Raw genomic sequence first — 15,943 nt, forward strand, 5'->3', positions numbered from 1 at the left:
GGGCTGTCCTTATTCTGCGGCTTCGGCCGAACGCTGGGCCAAAATGTTCTGGATCTGGGCAAGCTGCGCTGAAAGCTCGGCAATGGCGCCGGAAAGCTCGTCGCGCTGGGCCTGCATTTCCGCCAACCGTTCGCGCGCTTTTTCGCAGGTGCGGGTCAGCTGCGTGGTTTGCTGGTCATCGACATTGTAAAGGTTCAGCAACTGGCGAATGTCTTCCAGCGAAAAACCAAAGCGTTTGCCTTGCATGATCAGCTTCATCCGGCCCCGGCAGGCGCGCGTGAACAGGCGGCGCTGGCCCTGGCGGATGGGAAAAATCAGCTCTTTGGATTGGTAAAAGCGCAAGGTGCGCGGGGTGACACCAAACTCGGCACACATCTGGCCGATCGTCATAACTTCATCAGGCATATTCAAAAAACCTCCTGCTTACGTCAATGTAAACAGGATGGGGGTGCGGGGCGATTCGATCAAGCTTTAACCTTGACGTAAACGTTAGCTTTACGCGACGTTACCCACCCGGAACCCCGCCTTTTGGCGCGAATTGCGCCGCTAACCTTTCGCAAGCTTGTCTTTCGCCCAGCTTTCGAACTGCTGCAATTCCTCGATTGCGGCGCGTAAATGCGCGATGCGCGATTGCAAAACCTCGCGCTGTTCATTGGCGCGTTCGATAAGGTCGGTAAGCTGCTCGGTGTTGCCTTCGGTGGAATTGTAAAGCGAAAGCCATTGGCGCACGTCTTCGAGCGGAAATTCCAGCCGCCTTGCGCGCAAAATCAGGGTCAACCGCGCCTGCTCGCGCGGGCCATAATAGCGCGCGCGCCCAACACGTTCCGGAGACAGAAGCTCGATATATTCGTAATATCGCAGCGCGCGCGGGGTTACTTCAAATCGGGCGCACATCTCCTTTAGCGTCAATCGTTGCGGTTCCACGGCTCCACATCCAATAGTTGACGTAACGTAATTTTACGCCCTTTCCGGGGTTTCAGGCAAGCAGATTCCCCAAAACCCAAGGCCAAGCCGTGCCGTGGGCTGGCCGCATTAGGCTTTGACATTTCCGGTTATGCTTAGTGATATGCGCCCAACATGCAGGAGAAGACATGGCCAGCCAGGCAGATGGTGCAGACAAAAAGGCACGTATTGCGCGCCAGTTCATCGAGGCGATACCGCATTCGCGCGAGCTTGGAATGCAGATTGAATCAATCGGCGCGGGCGAGGCGGTGTTGAGCATCGGCTATGACGAACGTTTTGTTGGCGATGCGGAATCGGGTGTATTGCATGGCGGCGTTGTTACGGCTTTGCTGGATACCAGCGCCGGGGCTGCCGTTATGGCGCATGACAGCCATCCGCTTTCCACCGCAACGCTGGATTTGCGCATCGACTATATGCGCCCGGCACGGCCCGGCAATCGCATCGTCGCGCGGGCCGAATGTTACCGTGTCACGCGCAGCGTGGCCTTTGTGCGCGCCACTGCCAGCGACGGTGGCGATGGCCCGGTCGCCACTGCCGCCGGTGCCTTTACGATTGAGAGGCGGGATTGATGAAGCACCCACATGCCGAACCCGTCCAGCAGATCAAACTGCGCCGCGACACGGCGCTCGAACGGCTTGTGCAGCGCATTCCCTATGCGCGGCATCTGGATGTGCAGTTTGACCGGCGCGGCGATGAGTTGACCGCGCGGCTGCCCTTTGCCGAACGGCTGATCGGCAACCCGCTTCTGCCGGCCTTGCATGGCGGGGCCGTGGGTGCGTTTCTGGAGATCGCAGCGCAGATCGAACTGAGCTGGTCCATGCTTTGGGCGGTCATGGAAGAGGGCGCGCATGATGCGCCGCTTCCAGCTGAAACCTTTCCGCAAATGCCGAAAACCATTGATTTTACGGTGGATTACCTGCGCTCCGGCCGCCCGCGCGACGCCTATGCGCGCGCCCGCGTCAACCGGCAGGGGCGGCGCTATGCCTCGGTGCAGGTCGAGGCGTGGCAAGACAATCGTGACCGGCCCTTTGCAATGGCGGTTGGCCATTTTCTGATGCCACCATCGCCCGACGGCCCGTTGTGACGCCCGAAAGCATAACCCATCGCCGCATTCTCAAGGCGGCGATTCCAATCATCCTGTCCAATGCCACCGTGCCCATTCTGGGTGCGGTCGATACCGGGGTCATCGGCCAGCTTGGCGCAGCAGCCCCCATTGGCGCGGTGGGCATTGGTGCGATCATCCTCAGCTCGCTTTACTGGGTGTTCGGCTTTTTGCGCATGGGCACCACCGGGCTGGTGGCGCAAGCAGTCGGGGCAGGCAACCGGGTTGAGGCAAGCGCGCTGCTCATGCGTGGCCTGATCGTGGGCGGCGTTGCCGGGCTTGCGCTGGTTGCGCTGCAACTGCCGCTGTTCTGGCTGGCCTTCAAAATTGCCCCGGCCAGCGCCGAGGTAGAAAGCCTTGCGCAAACCTATCTGGCTGTGCGCATCTGGTCGGCGCCTGCGGCCATTGGCATTTATGCCATTACCGGCTGGCTGATCGGGCAGGAACGGATGCGCGCCGTGCTGGTGCTGCAACTTGTCATGAATCTCAGCAATATCGGGCTCGATCTGTGGTTTGTGCTGGGGCTGGACTGGGGCGTGCCGGGCGTGGCCTTCGCCACCGTTCTGGCCGAAATGGCCGGGCTTTCGCTTGGACTGTATCTGTGCCGCGATGCCTTTTCGGGCCGTGCCTGGCGCGACAGGGCGCGTATTTTCGACCGGCTGCGCATCAAACGAATGCTGGTGGTGAATGGCGATATCATGGTGCGCTCGGTGCTGCTGCTGGCCGCATTCCAGGCCTTTTTGTTCACCGCCGCCGGGCTGGGGGACGAGGCGCTTGCCGCAAATCAGGTGCTGATGCAGTTCATGAACATCACCGCCTATGCGCTGGACGGTTTTGCCTTCGCGGTCGAGGCGCTGGTGGGGGCGGCCCTGGGCGCGGGCGCGCTGGCCGCGCTGCGCCGCGCGGTGCTGCTGTGTGCCATCTGGTCGCTGATCGGCGCTTTGCTCCTGTCGTTCGGGTTTTGGGTTTTCGGCCCCTGGCTGATCGATGTGATGTCAACCCATGAGGGCGTGCGTGACGCCGCGCGGCAATACCTCATCTGGATGGTGCTTGCGCCGCTGGTTGGCTTTGCAAGCTGGTTTCTGGATGGTGTGTTCATTGGTGCAACCGCCACGCGCGCCATGCGCATTGCCATGCTGCAATCCACGCTCATTTACGCCGTGGCGCTGGTGGTGCTTGTGCCGCTCTGGGGCAATCACGGGCTGTGGCTGGCCATGCTCGTGCTGTTTGCCGCGCGCGCAATCACGCTGGCGTGGCACTACCCCGCGATAGAGTTGGCCGCCGCAAGCCAGGCGCTGCGCCCGCTGCCCACCGCATCGGCAACCGACGCATAGCCATCGCGCTGCAAAAGCGCATCAAGGTCGCGGGCGATGGTGTTGACCAGCCCGATTCCGCCATAGACCAGCGCGGAATAAAGCTGCACGGCGCTGGCCCCGGCGCGGATTTTTTCATAAGCCTGCGCGCCAGTTGCAATGCCGCCCACACCCACAAGCGGAATGCGCCCATCAAGCCGCTGCGACAGCTCTGCCAATATGCGGGTGGAGGGCACGAACAAGGGCGCGCCGGAAAGCCCGCCCGCCTCGGCGCTTTGGGGCGAGGTCAAGCCGTTGCGCGCCAGTGTCGTGTTGGTGGCGATCACCGCATCCAGCCCGCTTTCGCGCGCAATCTCGGCAATATCGTCAAGTGCGGCGAGATCCAGATCGGGGGCGATTTTGAGAAAGACCGGGATAGGGCGGGGCAGGGTGGCGCGCATCTCCATAACGCCTGCCAGCAGCGCCGAAAGCGCCGCCTTGCCCTGCAAATCGCGCAGTTTTTCGGTATTGGGCGAGGAGACATTGACGGTGGCAAAATCGACATACGGCCCGCAAATGCGCAGCACCTGGGCGAAATCGGCCGCGCGGTTGGCGCTGTCCTTGTTGGCCCCAAGGTTCAGCCCGACAATCCCAGTGCCGGGGCCAGTGCCGGGGCCAGTGCCGGGGCCAGCTTTGGGGCGGGCCCGCAGCCGCGCCGCAATTGCCTCGGCCCCGTCATTGTTAAAACCGAACCGGTTGATCACTGCCTGATCTTCACGCAGCCGAAACAGGCGCGGCCTGGGGTTGCCTGGTTGCGCGCGCGGGGTGGCGGCACCAAGTTCAATAAAGCCAAAGCCCGATTGCAGCAGCGGCGCAATGGCCCGTGCGTTCTTGTCAAACCCGGCCGCAAGGCCAACGGGGTTGGGCAGGTTCAGCCCGGCAAGCCTGGTTTCCAGCCGCGGGGTGGAAAAGGCGCCGGGCGTTGGCACCAGCCCGCGCCGCAGCGCGGATATGGCGAAACCATGCGCAAGTTCAGGCTCCATCCGTTGTAAAACCGGCATCCCCAGCGCCATCAAAAGCCGCTTCATGCCACACCGTCTGGCAGCACATGTGCCTGCCCGTCATGGATGATCGCCTTGGCCCAAAGCGCCTGATCGCGCCGCAAAGGCGCGTAAAGATGCGGGAATAAATCGCCCCCGCGCGAGGGCTCCCATTTCAAGGCATCGCCCAGATCATCGGCCTCATAGGCGAGCAGCACCAGTGGCGAGGCCCCCGCAAAATGCCGCGCCAGAGTTTCACCCAACTGTGCGGCGGTTGAAAAATGGATGAAGCCATCGGCCAGATCGACCGGCGCGCCGCGGGTTTCGCCGCTCGCATCCAGCGCCTGCATTTCAGCGGGGTGAAGAATTTTGTAAATGCGCATGGCGCTATGTCGCGCGGGTTTGCATTGCCGTCAAGCCTTAAGGTGTCATCGATTGGCGGGCTTTGCTGCGGGCAAGGCCAAGCTGGCGTTCGCGCCAGATGATCAGCAGCCCTGCAAGCACCACGATTGACGCGCCCGCCAGCACAGTTGGCGTTGGCACCTCGTCAAACAGGAACATGCCAATGACAATGGCCAGCAGCATGGAGGAATATTCGAACGGTGCAATGACCGAAGCATCGGCATGGCGGTAGGAGTTGGTAAGCAGGATTTGCCCCACCCCGCCGGCCAACCCCGCCAGAACCAGCAGCATGGCCTGGCTGGCATTGGGCAAGACCCAGCCGAAAGGCAATGTGACCAGGGACAGCACCGTTGCGGTCAGCGAGAAGTAAAACACAATCGCCGGTGTGCTTTCCCTGGTGATGAGCTTGCGCACGAAAATCTGTGCCAAGGCGGCAAAGGTCGCCCCGGCCAGCGTGATGACCACGCCAAGCGTTTGCAGCGCATCTAGCTGGTCGGTGCCGATAACGCTGAGCCGCGGGCCAACGATGATCAGCACGCCGATCATTCCCAGAACCACGGCTGAAATGCGGAACACCCGCACCTGCTCGCCCAGAAACATTGCGGCGAACACAACCACCAGCAACGGCGAGGCATAGCCTATGGCCGTAACCTCGGGCAAGGGCAGCAGGCCAAGCGCGGTAAACCCGCAGCCCATTGCAATTGTGCCGACCAGCCCGCGCCAGACATGGCCCATCGGGTTTTTGGTGGCCAGCCCGTCGCGCAGATGCCCGCTATAGGCAAGCCAGACCAGTATGACGGGCATGGCAAAAAGCGAGCGGAAGAACACCGTCTGCCCCGGTGGCACATCGCCGGCAACGGTCTTGATCGCGGTGGCCATTGCGGTAAACACCACAACCGAGGCGATTTTCAGAAATATACCGCGCAGCGGATTCATGGGCCTGTGCCGGGGAAGGTATTCATGCCCCGACTATGAGACTCGCGCCGGAATTGTCGAGCGATTAATGCGCGCGAATGCCCTGTCGTCACGAATCCTTTGCAGTAAGTGGCTAAACCCCGTTAGGATTGCGCCGTGATCGCAGCAGATGGACCCGACTCGGCGCAATGCTGCGTAGCCAATAAATTAACGGAGGATAATGTCATGATAATTCGTAACCTATTGATGGGGGCATCATTTGCTGCACTTGGCGCGACTGCTGCGACCGCCCAGTATTCGCTGACCATTTTACACACCAACGACTTTCACGCGCGGTTCGAACCTATTTCGGCCTATGACGGCCCCTGCTCGGCTGAAGATAATGCGGCAGGAGAATGCTTTGGCGGCTCAGCGCGCCTGGCCACGGCCGTGGCGGAGGCGCGTGCGCGCAGCAATAATACCATTCTTGTTGACGGGGGCGACCAGTTTCAGGGCACGCTGTTTTACACCTATTACAAGGGAGCGATGGCGGCCGAATTCATGAATATGCTGGGCTATGACGCCATGACAGCTGGCAACCACGAGTTTGACGATGGCCCCGAAGTGCTGCGCGGCTTCATGGATTCGCTGGAATTTCCGGTGCTGATGTCCAATGCCGATTATTCGGGCGAACCGCTGCTGGCGGGCAAGCTTGCGAAATCGACCATAATCGAACGTGGTGGCGAGCAGATCGGCCTGATCGGGCTGACCCCGCGTGACACGGATGAACTGGCAAGCCCCGGCCCGAATGTCATCTTCACCGAACCGGCCGATGCGGTGGCCAGCGAAGTGGCCATGCTTGAAGAGATGGGTGTGAACAAGATCATCGTGCTTAGCCATTCGGGCTATGCGGTCGATATGGCCGTGGCAGCGGCAAACCCTTCGGTTGACGTTATCGTGAGCGGCCATACCAATACCTATCTTAACAGCAATGACGAAGATGCCGATGGCCCCTATCCCACAATGGTTGGCAGCACAGCCATCGTCTCGGCCTATGCCTATGGCAAATATCTGGGCGAGTTGAATGTTACTTTTGATGATAACGGCGTGATCACGGAAGCCTCTGGCGGGCCGCTGGTGATGGATGGCAATGTGCCAGAAGATGCCGCCGCGCTTGCACGGATTGCCGAACTTGCGGCACCGCTCGAAGATATCCGCAACCAGGTTGTGGCCAGAACAAGCGCGGCGATTGATGGTGATCGCACCAGTTGCCGCGCCGTTGAATGCGAGATGGGCAACCTTGTGGCCGATGCCATGCTTGACCGCGTTGCAGGCCAGGGCGTGACCATTGCCATTGCCAATGGTGGCGGTCTGCGCGCCAGCATCGATGCGGGCGAAATTACGATGGGCGAAGTGCTGACCGTGCTGCCCTTCCAGAACACGCTGGCCACAATGCAGTTGACCGGCGCCTATGTCATCGAGGCGCTGGAAAACGGCGTCAGCCAGGTGGAAGATGGCGCTGGCCGCTTCCCGCAGGTTGCCGGGTTGAAGTTCAGCTTCGATCTGTCGATGGAACCAGGCTCACGCGTGAGCGATGTCATGGTTGCCGATGGCGATGGCTGGGTGCCGATCGACCCTGAAGCCGTATACGGCGTTGTCACCAACAACTATGTGCGCGGCGGTGGCGACGGGTATTCAACCTTCGCCCAAAACTCGATGAACCCCTATGATTTTGGCCCCAACCTTGAAAATGTCGTGGCCGATTTTCTGGCCGCATCGGGGGAATACACCCCCTATACCGACGGGCGTATCACCCAGAAATAGGCGGGTCTGAAACTTCGGAAAGCGGCGCCATTTCGGCGCCGTTTTCATTTTATTTACACAAAATGCGACAGATTTCGTGGCGCGTTGTTCATGGCTTGCTAACCCCGATTGCGCAGTCTGGCGGGGCCATAACCCACGGTTGCCCATGTCCGACTTCATCAAAGCCCTGTTCGATATTTCGATCTATCATCTCACGGAGGAAACCCGCCGCCGGATGGATGCCGATGCGCGCAACTATTTCCTGGGCAAGCCCTGCAGCCTGCCCTTTACGGTGAAAGGGTCCAGTTTTGGCTGGTTCATCGATGTGCGCAGCGCAGCCGAGCGGCATTGCGCCACCAAGCCCTATCCGTCGGATATTGTGGAATGCTACGAACTGGCGCTGCGCCTGGGCTGTGAATATATCCTGTTTGACCGCGACGCCGAGCGCCATGAGGCATTGGCCTGGTATGGCGATGAAGGGCAGGAACCTTATGTGGACCCGCCGCCAGACATGCGCGCCGCACAACCGCTGACCTTGCGCAGCCTGTTGCTGAACGATCTGGCAAGCGACGGGTCGGGAATGGACTATTAGCTGGTTGACCTCGGGCAATCCCGTTCCTAAACATGCCCCGTGCGGGAGGCCTGTGCTGCCCGCCCTTTAGGGGCCGATATGCAGCGGTTGCACTTCCTCACTCAGAATGCGCGCTGGCTGCTTGTGCCCAGCCTCATGACCTTTGGTTCCGGCTTTGGGCAGACGTTTTTCATTTCGCTCTTCGCGGGTGAAATTCGCACCGAATATGCCCTGAGCCATAGCGCCTGGAGCGGATATTACGCCGGTGGCACGCTTGCCTCGGCGCTGTTGATGATGCTGGTTGGCGGCATGGCCGACCGGCTGCCGGCCCGGCGCATAACGCTGCTGGTCATCGTGCTGTTTGCGCTGTCAGCCGGGGCAATGGCGGGGCTGCCTGCGGTTTGGGCGCTGCCGGTGGTCATTTTCGGGCTGCGCTTTTGCGGGCAGGGCATGATGGGGCTTTTGGCAATGGTCTTTGCCGGGCGCTGGTTTGTCAGCAGCCGCGGCAAGGTGGTGGCCATCGCCTCGGTCGGGTTCTCGCTTGGCGAATCCATCTTTCCCTTTGTCTTTGTGCTTGTCATGGGCGCGTTCGGCTGGCGTTCGGCATGGCTGGTGGCGGCGGCTGTTCTTTTGGCGCTTGGGCTGCTGCTGGCCCGCCTGATGCGGGTTGAACGCCAGCCAGCCGCCGCGAATGGCGCAAACCCGCAGCGCCAGACCGGCATGAACAATGTGCATTGGACCCGGCGCACCATGCTTGGCAACTGGGTGTTCTGGGTGGGGTTCCCGGCCTTTCTGGTGCAGCCGATGGTTGGCACGGTCTTCATGTTTCAACAGGTGCATATGGTGGAAATCAAGGGCTGGGCGCTGGCCGATTTTGCAGCACTCTTTCCGCTCTATTCGCTGACCGGGCTTGTTTCGGTTTTCGTGTTCGGCGTGCTGGCCGATCGTGTGCGCATTTCCTGGATCATGCCGTTCTATCTGGCGCCGCTGGCGCTTGGCATGGTCGTGGTCGTCCAGGGCGACGGGTTGCAGCACGCCGCCATCGGCCTTGTGCTGCTGGGCATCATGCAGGGCGCGGGCACCACGGTTTCAGGCGTGTTCTGGCCCGAATATTATGGCACGCGCAATCTTGGCGCCATCCGCTCGCTGGCCACAGCGATCATGGTGTTTGCCACCGCGCTTGGCCCCTTGCTCAGCGGCATCGGGCTTGATTCCGGGCTGCGCTATGAAAGCCAGCTTTACATCATGTCTGGCATGGCCCTTGCGGGTTGCCTGCTGCTGGCCATTGTCGCCCTTGGCACGCGGCGCGCGCGCGCCTAAACTTCGGCCATGTGCTATCGCAGTGTTCTGACCACACCCAAACAGGCGGTGATCGAATGGTTCAACGCCGTTGGCGATGATGTGCCCGAACAGCCGCCGCGTCGCAACATCCGCCCCACGCAACCGCTTGTGGCCGTGCGCAGCGCCAATGGCCAGCGCCGCCTGTCGCTGCTACGCTGGGCCTTTACACCGCATTGGTACAAGGCGCTGAACGATGGCCCGCCGATCATGAATGCGCGCGCCGAAACCATTGCCGCCAAACCCGCCTTTGCCGATGCCGTGCGCCACCGCCGCTGCCTGATTCCCGCCGATGGATATTACGAGTGGACAAGTTCCGAGGATGATGGCGGCAAGGACCCGTGGTTCATTCACGCCGCAGGCGGGCAGGTCATGGGCTTTGCCGGTATCTGGCAGGCATGGCGCAGCCCGGACGGCGTGCTTTACGAGGGCTGCGCGATCGTGACGACCGCTGCCAATGCGCGCATGAGTAACCTGCACGCAAGAATGCCGCTGGTCATCTCGCCGGAAAACTATGCGCTTTGGCTGGGCGAGGCTGGGCATGGCGCGGCCCGTCTCATGCAGCCCGGCGCCGAAGAGCTTTTGGACTATCATCGTGTCGATCGCGCCATCAACGGTGCAAAAACCGATGATCGTGACTATACTCGCCCTCTAATTGCAAACGGCAACCCACGGGCGACTGCATATTTGTGAATAGGGCGAAATGCCTTTATTTGTCCCAATTTGAGCCACATTTCCGCCCCAGTTGCTGCCTAAACCTTATTCCAGCGCACGGGGCTAATTTTAGCGAGTGCCGCCGTCAGTGAGTTCCGGCTTCGTGCGCACCATTTATTAAAGAGTATTCGAGAATATGATGCGCGCGGGGCAGCGTTTTGTGCCTGAGTAGGGTTTCGCCCCGCGCCCGCATCGCTAGCGGCCCTGGCTGTAGACATAGGCCAGCCCGCCCGCCACAATCAGCCCCAAAACAACCGCAAAGGCAATCTTCCAGGCCGAATAGGGTCGTTCGCCCTGCACCTTGCCGGTAAGCCCGTTCACGACAAGCCGATAGGTATTGCCACGATACTTGTATGCTGCAAGCCATATCGGCAGCAGAATATGCTTGAAGGTGACGTTGCGATGCGTGGTATCAAGCGAATGGATGCGCTGCACATCGCCGCCAATATCGCGCCGCACATCGCCGCGAATTACGGCATCCATAATGTCTTGCGCTTCGCCAAAACCCTGCTCGACATCCACAGCATAGGCTTCGGCCCGAAACCCTGCCAGATAGGCCGGGGCATAGGGCTCCAGCGCGCCCAGGTTCCAGGGGGCCAGATTGTCGGCATAGCGTTTGGGCAGGCTTTGGCTGGCCAATACAAGCACATCGTCAAATCTTCGCGAAACCTCGCCGCTGCGGCGGCTCCAGCGGGTGCGGCGCTGGCGCTGGGTTTTGCCGTTTACGGTTACGGTTACATAATAATGGTCGCCACGCTCGCCGGTATAGCGGCTGTCGGTTTCTGAATCATAGGTCCAATAGGGCACATAGATACCCTGCAGGCGGCGCCCCTTGCGGGCATAGGTCTTAAGCCCGTTTGGCGCAAACCAAAGCCGGCCAAGCCATGCGCCCACACTGTCGCGCGCGGTATCTTCGGCCACGTGAAAGGGCAGCACGGCGCGGGGCTTCAAATGGCGGTTGGTGCCGGTGCCAACCACAATGGGGCTGGCACAGAACGGGCATTCGGCGGCATGGTCCTGGCCGCCAAGCTCGACCTGCGCGCCGCAACTTTCGCATTTTACAATGCGGGTCACTTCAATTTCGGATTCCGGAATTTCGGCTGAAATGGCTGCCGAATAGCTCAGCTCCTCGCGCGAGTCTTCAAGGCTGAGCAGCGGCTCAAGCGGGGCTTCTGCGCCGCAATAGTCGCATGTCAGCGCGCCACGGCTGGGGTTGAACCGCAAATCCGATCCGCATTCCACGCAAGGAAAGCGGTGTTCAGCCTCTTGTTCGCTCATCCTGATAGCCCGTCAGGCTGCGGGCGGGGGTGGGGGCGGTGGCATGACTGTAAACAGTTGCGCAAGTTCGGCCACCTCATTGGCGGGCTTCCAGCCATCCTGTCCGGCGGTCCAGACAAGCGTTGTGCGCGCGAAACTGCCAGCCCCGGCCATGCGCCCCAGCGCCGCCTTGGAAAACGGGCCGCGCGTTTCGCCATTTTCGGCAATATGCCACACATGTTCGGCCGGGGGCGGCGGTGGTGGGGCGGGTTGCGCCGCAGCTGGGGCCGGGGCCGGGGCGGCGGCAGGGGCCGAACCCCAGGGGCCGGCTGCACCGGCCATTGCCATGCCCATACCCATGCCAAGCCCGGCGCCCATGCCAGCGCCGGCACCGCCGGGGTTGGCAGCAGCGGTGCCCATTGCTTCGGCTGCCGAAAACTGCGCGAATTTGTTCAGATCGCCGACAATCCCCATCGAGGTGCGCTTGTCCAGCATCCCTTCAACCTCGGGCGGCAGTGAAATATTCTCGATGTAGAACGAAGGCATTTCCAGCCCGAAATTGGCCAGTTCCGGGCTGACCTTGTCGGCAATCAGCTTGCCAAGGTCTTCGGTATTGGCGGCCATATCCAGCACCGGAATGCCGCTGCCCGCAATCGCCGCCGAAAACCGCGCTACGATGATATTGCGGATCTGCATGGTAATTTCATCGGTGGTGAATTCACCATCGGTGCCAACAATCTCTGTCATGAACTTGGCGGCATCCTTGACACGAATCGTATAGGTGCCAAAGGCGCGCAGCCGCACGGCGCCAAATTCCGGATCGCGGCAGATGATCGGGTTTTTCGTGCCCCATTTCAAATCCTGGAAACGGGTGGTGTTGATGAAGTAGATTTCCGATTTGAACGGCGACTGGAACCCGTGATCCCAGTTTTGCAGCGATGTCATGATCGGCATGTTGTTGGTTTCGAGCATGTAAAGCCCGGGTGTGAACACATCGGCCATCTGGCCTTCATGCACAAAGGCGGCGACCTGGCCTTCGCGCACCGTCAGCTTTGCACCGTATTTGATTTCGTGGCCTTCGCGCTCGAACCGCCATACCAGCGTGTCACGCGTGTCGTCGGTCCAGTGAATGACGTCGATAAACTGGCCGGCGAGAAAATCAAAAATACCCATCTGGAACTCCCTGCATCTTTTGCAGGAATGTAAGGGGTTGCGCGGCCCGTTGCTAGGGCCGCGTTTAATTTTTCAGGCTAAACGCTGGCGCGCGCGGTTTTCTTGATCAGCTTTGTCAGGCCTTCGATGGCTTTGCCCATTTGTTCAACCGAGGTCAGGATATACTTGCCATCTTTGCTGCCTTGCATGGTTTTCAGGTCATGCGCGTTGGTTTTGCCGATTTCGCGGGCATATGGCGCGTGGGCTTTTTTCATATTGGTCAAATTCGCCATCGCATCTGAAATGCAGCTATCTGCTTCCGTCAATTGGCGATTCTTGAAATGCTTTTCCGCCTTGGCCAGAGAGTCGCGCGCCTCGGTCAGGTTCTTGACCGTTATGTCATAGGCTTTTTTGACAAGCCGCAGGTCCAGCGCCCGGTTGTCGTTTGCGGCCTGGTCACCTGCCTTGCGGTCGGCCTTGGTTTTGGAAATTTCCTTGGCGACCTGGGTGTCAAACGATCTGCGCACACTGGCAAGCGACCATTTCGTGCCCTTGATATCGGTGATGACATTGTCAAACAGCGCCGTGCGCGCCTTTTGAAGTGAAGCCAGAAGTTTTTCCATTTCCGGAAGTGATTTGGAATCAACCGCCAGCAATTTGCGGTCTTTCTTCTTTTTGCGATCGTCGATTTCCTTGCCGATCTTGGCCACAAGTTTATCAATATCTGCCAGCGTAGACTCGCTGTCCGACTTGATCTTGGTAAGAACGGATTCCTCTTTGGCGGTCGCCCCCAATGTGGTTTGCACGGCTTTCATAACGCTCAATACGCCGGCTTCTTTGAGAAAATCTTTAAGGTCCGTGCCGACAACGCCATTGTCTTTTGATTTTTGCACTTCACGCCCAATTTCGGCGGCGGCTTCCCACAACATGTCACGATGGTGCTGGGCGTTGGTTGTCTGGCGCGTATAATCGGTGGCAATTTTTGTGGCCGCCTTGAGAAGCGGAGCGGCATCCTTGTTGAACTTATCTATTTCCTTGGCCATGAAATTTCCCCCTGAATTGAAATATGGCGGATGCTGGCACAAAGTCATCGCGCAAACAATAGCCCCGTCGATTGGAAAACCGACGGGGCCATCGCATCAAGCTTGCAAATTCAGCCGGCAGCTTCGCCGATATTATAACCCGAGGCGCTGCCTTTGGCCTTGGCCGCGGCGAGCGTGTTTTTCAGCTCGGACTCCATGACCTGCAGCTCTTTTTCGGCTTCGGCGCGCTTGGCCTTGCCTTCATCGGCAATGCGCAGGCTGTCCTCGATCGTTTCAATCAGGTCGGCATTGGCCTTCTTGATGGCCTCGATATCGAAAATCCCGCGCTCCATTTCCGCGCGCACTTCGCGGTTGGCCATTTTCAGGTTTTCGGCGTTTTTGGTGAGCAGCTCGTTGGTCAGGTCATTGGCCTCGCGCACGACCTTGGCCGCATCGCGCGAACGCTGGATGGTGATGGCCTGGGCAAGCTGGGTTTCCCACAGTGGCACGGTATTCACCAATGTGCTGTTGATTTTGGTGACCAGCGATTTGTCGTTTTCCTGCACCAGCCGGATCGAGGGGAGCGATTGCATCGTCACCTGACGGGTGAGTTTCAGGTCATGCACGCGGCGCTCCAGATCATCACGCGCGGCGCGCAAATCGCGCAACTCCTGGGCGCGGATCACGCCATCATCTTCGGGCGCGGCCTCGACCTCTTTTTCCTTGGCGGGGATGTCCGTCTCGTCAAGGGTTTTCAGCTTTTCCTCGCCAGCCGCGATGTAAAGCGCCAGCTCGTCATAAAAATCGAGGGTCTTTTCATAGAGCTTGTCGAGCGATTTGATGTCTTTCAGCAGCCCGTGTTCATGCTCCAGCAGGCGGTTGGTGATATTGTCGATCTGGCCCTGCACGGTTTCATAGCGCGCCATGAACTCGGCCACGGGCTTGGCGCGGCCAAGCAGGCGTTCCCACCAGCTCAGCTTGCGGTTCGGGTCCAGTTCATCGACCGAAAAGCCGCGCAGACTTGTGACCATTTCGCGCAAAGATGCCCCCGCCGGGCCCACATCCTTGTTGCGCACCCCGGCCAGCATTTCTTGCGATATGACCTGCAATTCGCTTTGCGCGGCCGAACCAAAGGCGATGATGGATTGCGTGTTGCTCATGTCCAGTTCGGCAATGCGTTTGGCAATGGCGGCCTTTTCATCATCCGATGCCTGATCGATGACGATCAATTCGCCCTTGGGTTCGGGCAAAAGCACCTTGGTCACTTTTTCGACCTCGGCCAATGCGGTTTCGGCCTTGGCGCGGATATCTTCGGACATGGTAATCCCCCTGTTTTATTGGGCGTTAACGCCCTCTCGTTGCAATCTTTCGCGTAATACTTCTATTTCAACGTCCAAATCGCTGCGGTTATCTTCTAGCAGCTTTTCGCGCTGGGCTTCAAAACTTTGTTCAAGGTCGCCAAGCAGGGCTTCAAAATCGGCGCGCGCGCTGGCATTGCTGCCCCGGCGCGCAAGATCGGCATATTTGAGCGTGGCATCGCGCGCGCCCGCCAGATAGACGGTCATGAATTTGCGCGCGGCCGACAAATCACGCGGGTCATCTTCCACCACACGGAACATTTCGCGCGCGGCCACGGCCAGCGCATCGATGCGGCCCTCCAGCACCCGGTCGGGAATGCGCGCGGCAGCCTCAATCATCTGGCGCACGGTCACTTCGGCCTGCTCAACAGCCGTGGCCACGCGGTTTACGGTAAAATCATCCACCCCGGCCATGCCCTTTTTGCGCATCGGATCGAACCCGAAGCTAAGCAGGCTTGCGCCAAAGGCAACCCCGCCAAATGCAAGTGCGCTGAACACGCCAAGACCCCAGCCAAACAGCGCCGCAACGCAAATGCCAAGGCCAATGGAAATGCTGCCAAACACTTTGCGCGGAATGGCAGGGGGGCGCGCCATTTTGCGGGCGTTATAGGCGGCTTCGGCCCTAATACCTTCGCCCAAAAGCGCAGCACCCCCAACGACTAGCGCAAAGCCCGCAAGATCGCCCAGCATGGCAAAGGCGTTGCCGCCAAACATGCGAAACAGCGCGGCAAGCAGCAACGGCATGGCGGCTATATAAATGAGCGTAACGCGAATGCGCGAAGGTTGCGCGGCTCGGCCTGCAAAGGCGCGCGCGCGGGGCTGCGTGGTTGCGGGGTTGGGCTTTGGGCTATGCTCGCCGCCAAAACGCTGCGCCATCAGAATGCCCCCAGCCCGGCCAGATCAACGCTGCCCCAGCCCCCGAACCAGGCCCCGAAGCCCGTGGTCGCAATCAGCGCCAACAGTATCATATAGGCAAAATTCTGGCTGGTTTTTCCGAACATCTGGCCTGCAATCCTATCCGTTAACTCGGGGGTA

Annotated in this window: 18 protein-coding genes; 7 read left to right on the forward strand and 11 right to left on the reverse strand. The window is 60.0% G+C overall.

Features of this window, described 5'->3' with window-relative positions; genetic code table 11:
• Positions 1–9: 9 nt before the first annotated feature.
• Both LGT41_RS08650 and LGT41_RS08655 read right to left on the reverse strand, forming a co-directional pair.
• Positions 10–405, reverse strand: a complete 396-nt coding sequence (locus LGT41_RS08650; protein ID WP_274126469.1) for a MerR family transcriptional regulator — start codon at positions 403–405, stop codon at positions 10–12.
• Between the two features lie 141 nt (positions 406–546).
• Positions 547–894, reverse strand: a complete 348-nt coding sequence (locus LGT41_RS08655; protein WP_420720177.1) for a MerR family transcriptional regulator — start codon at positions 892–894, stop codon at positions 547–549.
• Positions 895–1,091: 197 nt separating this feature from the next.
• Here LGT41_RS08655 and LGT41_RS08660 point away from each other — a divergent pair, with 197 nt between their 5' ends.
• Genes LGT41_RS08660 through LGT41_RS08670 form a run of 3 tightly spaced genes read left to right on the forward strand, consistent with a single transcriptional unit; the run spans position 1,092 to position 3,399 of the window.
• Positions 1,092–1,532, forward strand: a complete 441-nt coding sequence (locus tag LGT41_RS08660) for a PaaI family thioesterase (protein WP_274126471.1) — start codon at positions 1,092–1,094, stop codon at positions 1,530–1,532.
• Complete coding sequence (locus LGT41_RS08665) at positions 1,532–2,047, forward strand: PaaI family thioesterase (protein WP_274126472.1); 516 nt, start codon at positions 1,532–1,534, stop codon at positions 2,045–2,047. Before LGT41_RS08660 ends, LGT41_RS08665 begins: the two co-directional genes overlap by 1 nt.
• Positions 2,044–3,399 (forward strand): MATE family efflux transporter, encoded by a 1,356-nt coding sequence (locus tag LGT41_RS08670; RefSeq protein WP_274126473.1) that lies wholly within the window; start codon positions 2,044–2,046, stop codon positions 3,397–3,399. The genes LGT41_RS08665 and LGT41_RS08670 overlap by 4 nt, the downstream gene beginning before the upstream one ends.
• Here LGT41_RS08670 and LGT41_RS08675 read toward each other — a convergent pair.
• From LGT41_RS08675 to LGT41_RS08685, 3 genes are read right to left on the reverse strand one after another with little or no spacing between them, the layout of a single operon-like run.
• Positions 3,324–4,445 carry a quinone-dependent dihydroorotate dehydrogenase gene (locus LGT41_RS08675; protein WP_274126474.1) on the reverse strand — a complete coding sequence of 374 codons (1,122 nt, stop codon included), beginning with the start codon at positions 4,443–4,445 and terminating at the stop codon, positions 3,324–3,326. The two genes, LGT41_RS08670 and LGT41_RS08675, sit on opposite strands and share 76 nt — an antisense overlap.
• On the reverse strand, positions 4,442–4,780 hold the full coding sequence (locus LGT41_RS08680; protein WP_274126475.1) for a DUF952 domain-containing protein: 339 nt from the start codon (positions 4,778–4,780) through the stop codon (positions 4,442–4,444). Before LGT41_RS08680 ends, LGT41_RS08675 begins: the two co-directional genes overlap by 4 nt.
• A gap of 37 nt (positions 4,781–4,817) precedes the next feature.
• Positions 4,818–5,735, reverse strand: coding sequence for a DMT family transporter (locus LGT41_RS08685; protein WP_274126476.1), 918 nt, complete (start codon positions 5,733–5,735; stop codon positions 4,818–4,820).
• A 204-nt stretch (positions 5,736–5,939) separates the two neighbouring features.
• Here LGT41_RS08685 and LGT41_RS08690 point away from each other — a divergent pair, with 204 nt between their 5' ends.
• The 4 genes from LGT41_RS08690 (at position 5,940) to LGT41_RS08705 (ending at position 10,098) form a co-directional block, all read left to right on the forward strand.
• Positions 5,940–7,517, forward strand: a complete 1,578-nt coding sequence (locus LGT41_RS08690; protein WP_274126477.1) for a bifunctional metallophosphatase/5'-nucleotidase — start codon at positions 5,940–5,942, stop codon at positions 7,515–7,517.
• A 145-nt stretch (positions 7,518–7,662) separates the two neighbouring features.
• A complete protein-coding gene (locus LGT41_RS08695; RefSeq protein WP_274126478.1) occupies positions 7,663–8,088 on the forward strand; it encodes a DUF5983 family protein in 426 nt (141 codons plus the stop codon).
• Positions 8,089–8,166: 78 nt separating this feature from the next.
• Positions 8,167–9,387 (forward strand): MFS transporter, encoded by a 1,221-nt coding sequence (locus LGT41_RS08700; protein ID WP_274126479.1) that lies wholly within the window; start codon positions 8,167–8,169, stop codon positions 9,385–9,387.
• A 9-nt stretch (positions 9,388–9,396) separates the two neighbouring features.
• On the forward strand, positions 9,397–10,098 hold the full coding sequence (locus tag LGT41_RS08705) for an SOS response-associated peptidase (protein WP_274126480.1): 702 nt from the start codon (positions 9,397–9,399) through the stop codon (positions 10,096–10,098).
• 216 nt (positions 10,099–10,314) lie between these two features.
• On the opposite strand, the gene LGT41_RS08710 is transcribed toward LGT41_RS08705, so the two are convergent.
• From LGT41_RS08710 to LGT41_RS08735, 6 genes are all read right to left on the reverse strand, one after another.
• Positions 10,315–11,397: a TFIIB-type zinc ribbon-containing protein gene (locus LGT41_RS08710; protein WP_274126481.1), complete on the reverse strand. Its 1,083-nt coding sequence runs from the start codon at positions 11,395–11,397 to the stop codon at positions 10,315–10,317.
• A 12-nt stretch (positions 11,398–11,409) separates the two neighbouring features.
• Entirely contained in the window at positions 11,410–12,549 is a 1,140-nt protein-coding gene (locus tag LGT41_RS08715) for an SPFH domain-containing protein (RefSeq protein WP_274126482.1), read from the reverse strand.
• A 77-nt stretch (positions 12,550–12,626) separates the two neighbouring features.
• Complete coding sequence (locus LGT41_RS08720; protein WP_274126483.1) at positions 12,627–13,571, reverse strand: hypothetical protein; 945 nt, start codon at positions 13,569–13,571, stop codon at positions 12,627–12,629.
• Positions 13,572–13,681: 110 nt separating this feature from the next.
• Positions 13,682–14,869 (reverse strand): toxic anion resistance protein, encoded by a 1,188-nt coding sequence (locus tag LGT41_RS08725; RefSeq protein ID WP_274126484.1) that lies wholly within the window; start codon positions 14,867–14,869, stop codon positions 13,682–13,684.
• A gap of 15 nt (positions 14,870–14,884) precedes the next feature.
• Entirely contained in the window at positions 14,885–15,784 is a 900-nt protein-coding gene (locus tag LGT41_RS08730; RefSeq protein ID WP_274126485.1) for a 5-bromo-4-chloroindolyl phosphate hydrolysis family protein, read from the reverse strand.
• Positions 15,784–15,909 carry a hypothetical protein gene (locus LGT41_RS08735; protein ID WP_274126486.1) on the reverse strand — a complete coding sequence of 42 codons (126 nt, stop codon included), beginning with the start codon at positions 15,907–15,909 and terminating at the stop codon, positions 15,784–15,786. The genes LGT41_RS08730 and LGT41_RS08735 overlap by 1 nt, the downstream gene beginning before the upstream one ends.
• Positions 15,910–15,943 lie beyond the last annotated feature (34 nt).

Origin of the sequence: Abyssibius alkaniclasticus, from assembly GCF_020447305.1 — a bacterium.
In the GTDB taxonomy this organism is placed as follows: Bacteria; Pseudomonadota; Alphaproteobacteria; order Rhodobacterales; family Rhodobacteraceae; genus Abyssibius; species Abyssibius alkaniclasticus.

Coding starts and splice junctions, on each gene's coding strand:
- LGT41_RS08650 (WP_274126469.1), bottom strand. CDS start 405: ATGCCTGATGAAGTTATGACGATCGGCCAGATGTGTGCCGAGTTTGGT.
- LGT41_RS08655 (WP_420720177.1), bottom strand. CDS start 894: ATGTGCGCCCGATTTGAAGTAACCCCGCGCGCGCTGCGATATTACGAA.
- LGT41_RS08660 (WP_274126471.1), top strand. CDS start 1,092: ATGGCCAGCCAGGCAGATGGTGCAGACAAAAAGGCACGTATTGCGCGC.
- LGT41_RS08665 (WP_274126472.1), top strand. CDS start 1,532: ATGAAGCACCCACATGCCGAACCCGTCCAGCAGATCAAACTGCGCCGC.
- LGT41_RS08675 (WP_274126474.1), bottom strand. CDS start 4,445: ATGAAGCGGCTTTTGATGGCGCTGGGGATGCCGGTTTTACAACGGATG.
- LGT41_RS08680 (WP_274126475.1), bottom strand. CDS start 4,780: ATGCGCATTTACAAAATTCTTCACCCCGCTGAAATGCAGGCGCTGGAT.
- LGT41_RS08685 (WP_274126476.1), bottom strand. CDS start 5,735: ATGAATCCGCTGCGCGGTATATTTCTGAAAATCGCCTCGGTTGTGGTG.
- LGT41_RS08690 (WP_274126477.1), top strand. CDS start 5,940: ATGATAATTCGTAACCTATTGATGGGGGCATCATTTGCTGCACTTGGC.
- LGT41_RS08695 (WP_274126478.1), top strand. CDS start 7,663: ATGTCCGACTTCATCAAAGCCCTGTTCGATATTTCGATCTATCATCTC.
- LGT41_RS08700 (WP_274126479.1), top strand. CDS start 8,167: ATGCAGCGGTTGCACTTCCTCACTCAGAATGCGCGCTGGCTGCTTGTG.
- LGT41_RS08705 (WP_274126480.1), top strand. CDS start 9,397: ATGTGCTATCGCAGTGTTCTGACCACACCCAAACAGGCGGTGATCGAA.
- LGT41_RS08710 (WP_274126481.1), bottom strand. CDS start 11,397: ATGAGCGAACAAGAGGCTGAACACCGCTTTCCTTGCGTGGAATGCGGA.
- LGT41_RS08715 (WP_274126482.1), bottom strand. CDS start 12,549: ATGGGTATTTTTGATTTTCTCGCCGGCCAGTTTATCGACGTCATTCAC.
- LGT41_RS08720 (WP_274126483.1), bottom strand. CDS start 13,571: ATGGCCAAGGAAATAGATAAGTTCAACAAGGATGCCGCTCCGCTTCTC.
- LGT41_RS08725 (WP_274126484.1), bottom strand. CDS start 14,869: ATGTCCGAAGATATCCGCGCCAAGGCCGAAACCGCATTGGCCGAGGTC.
- LGT41_RS08730 (WP_274126485.1), bottom strand. CDS start 15,784: ATGGCGCAGCGTTTTGGCGGCGAGCATAGCCCAAAGCCCAACCCCGCA.
- LGT41_RS08735 (WP_274126486.1), bottom strand. CDS start 15,909: ATGTTCGGAAAAACCAGCCAGAATTTTGCCTATATGATACTGTTGGCG.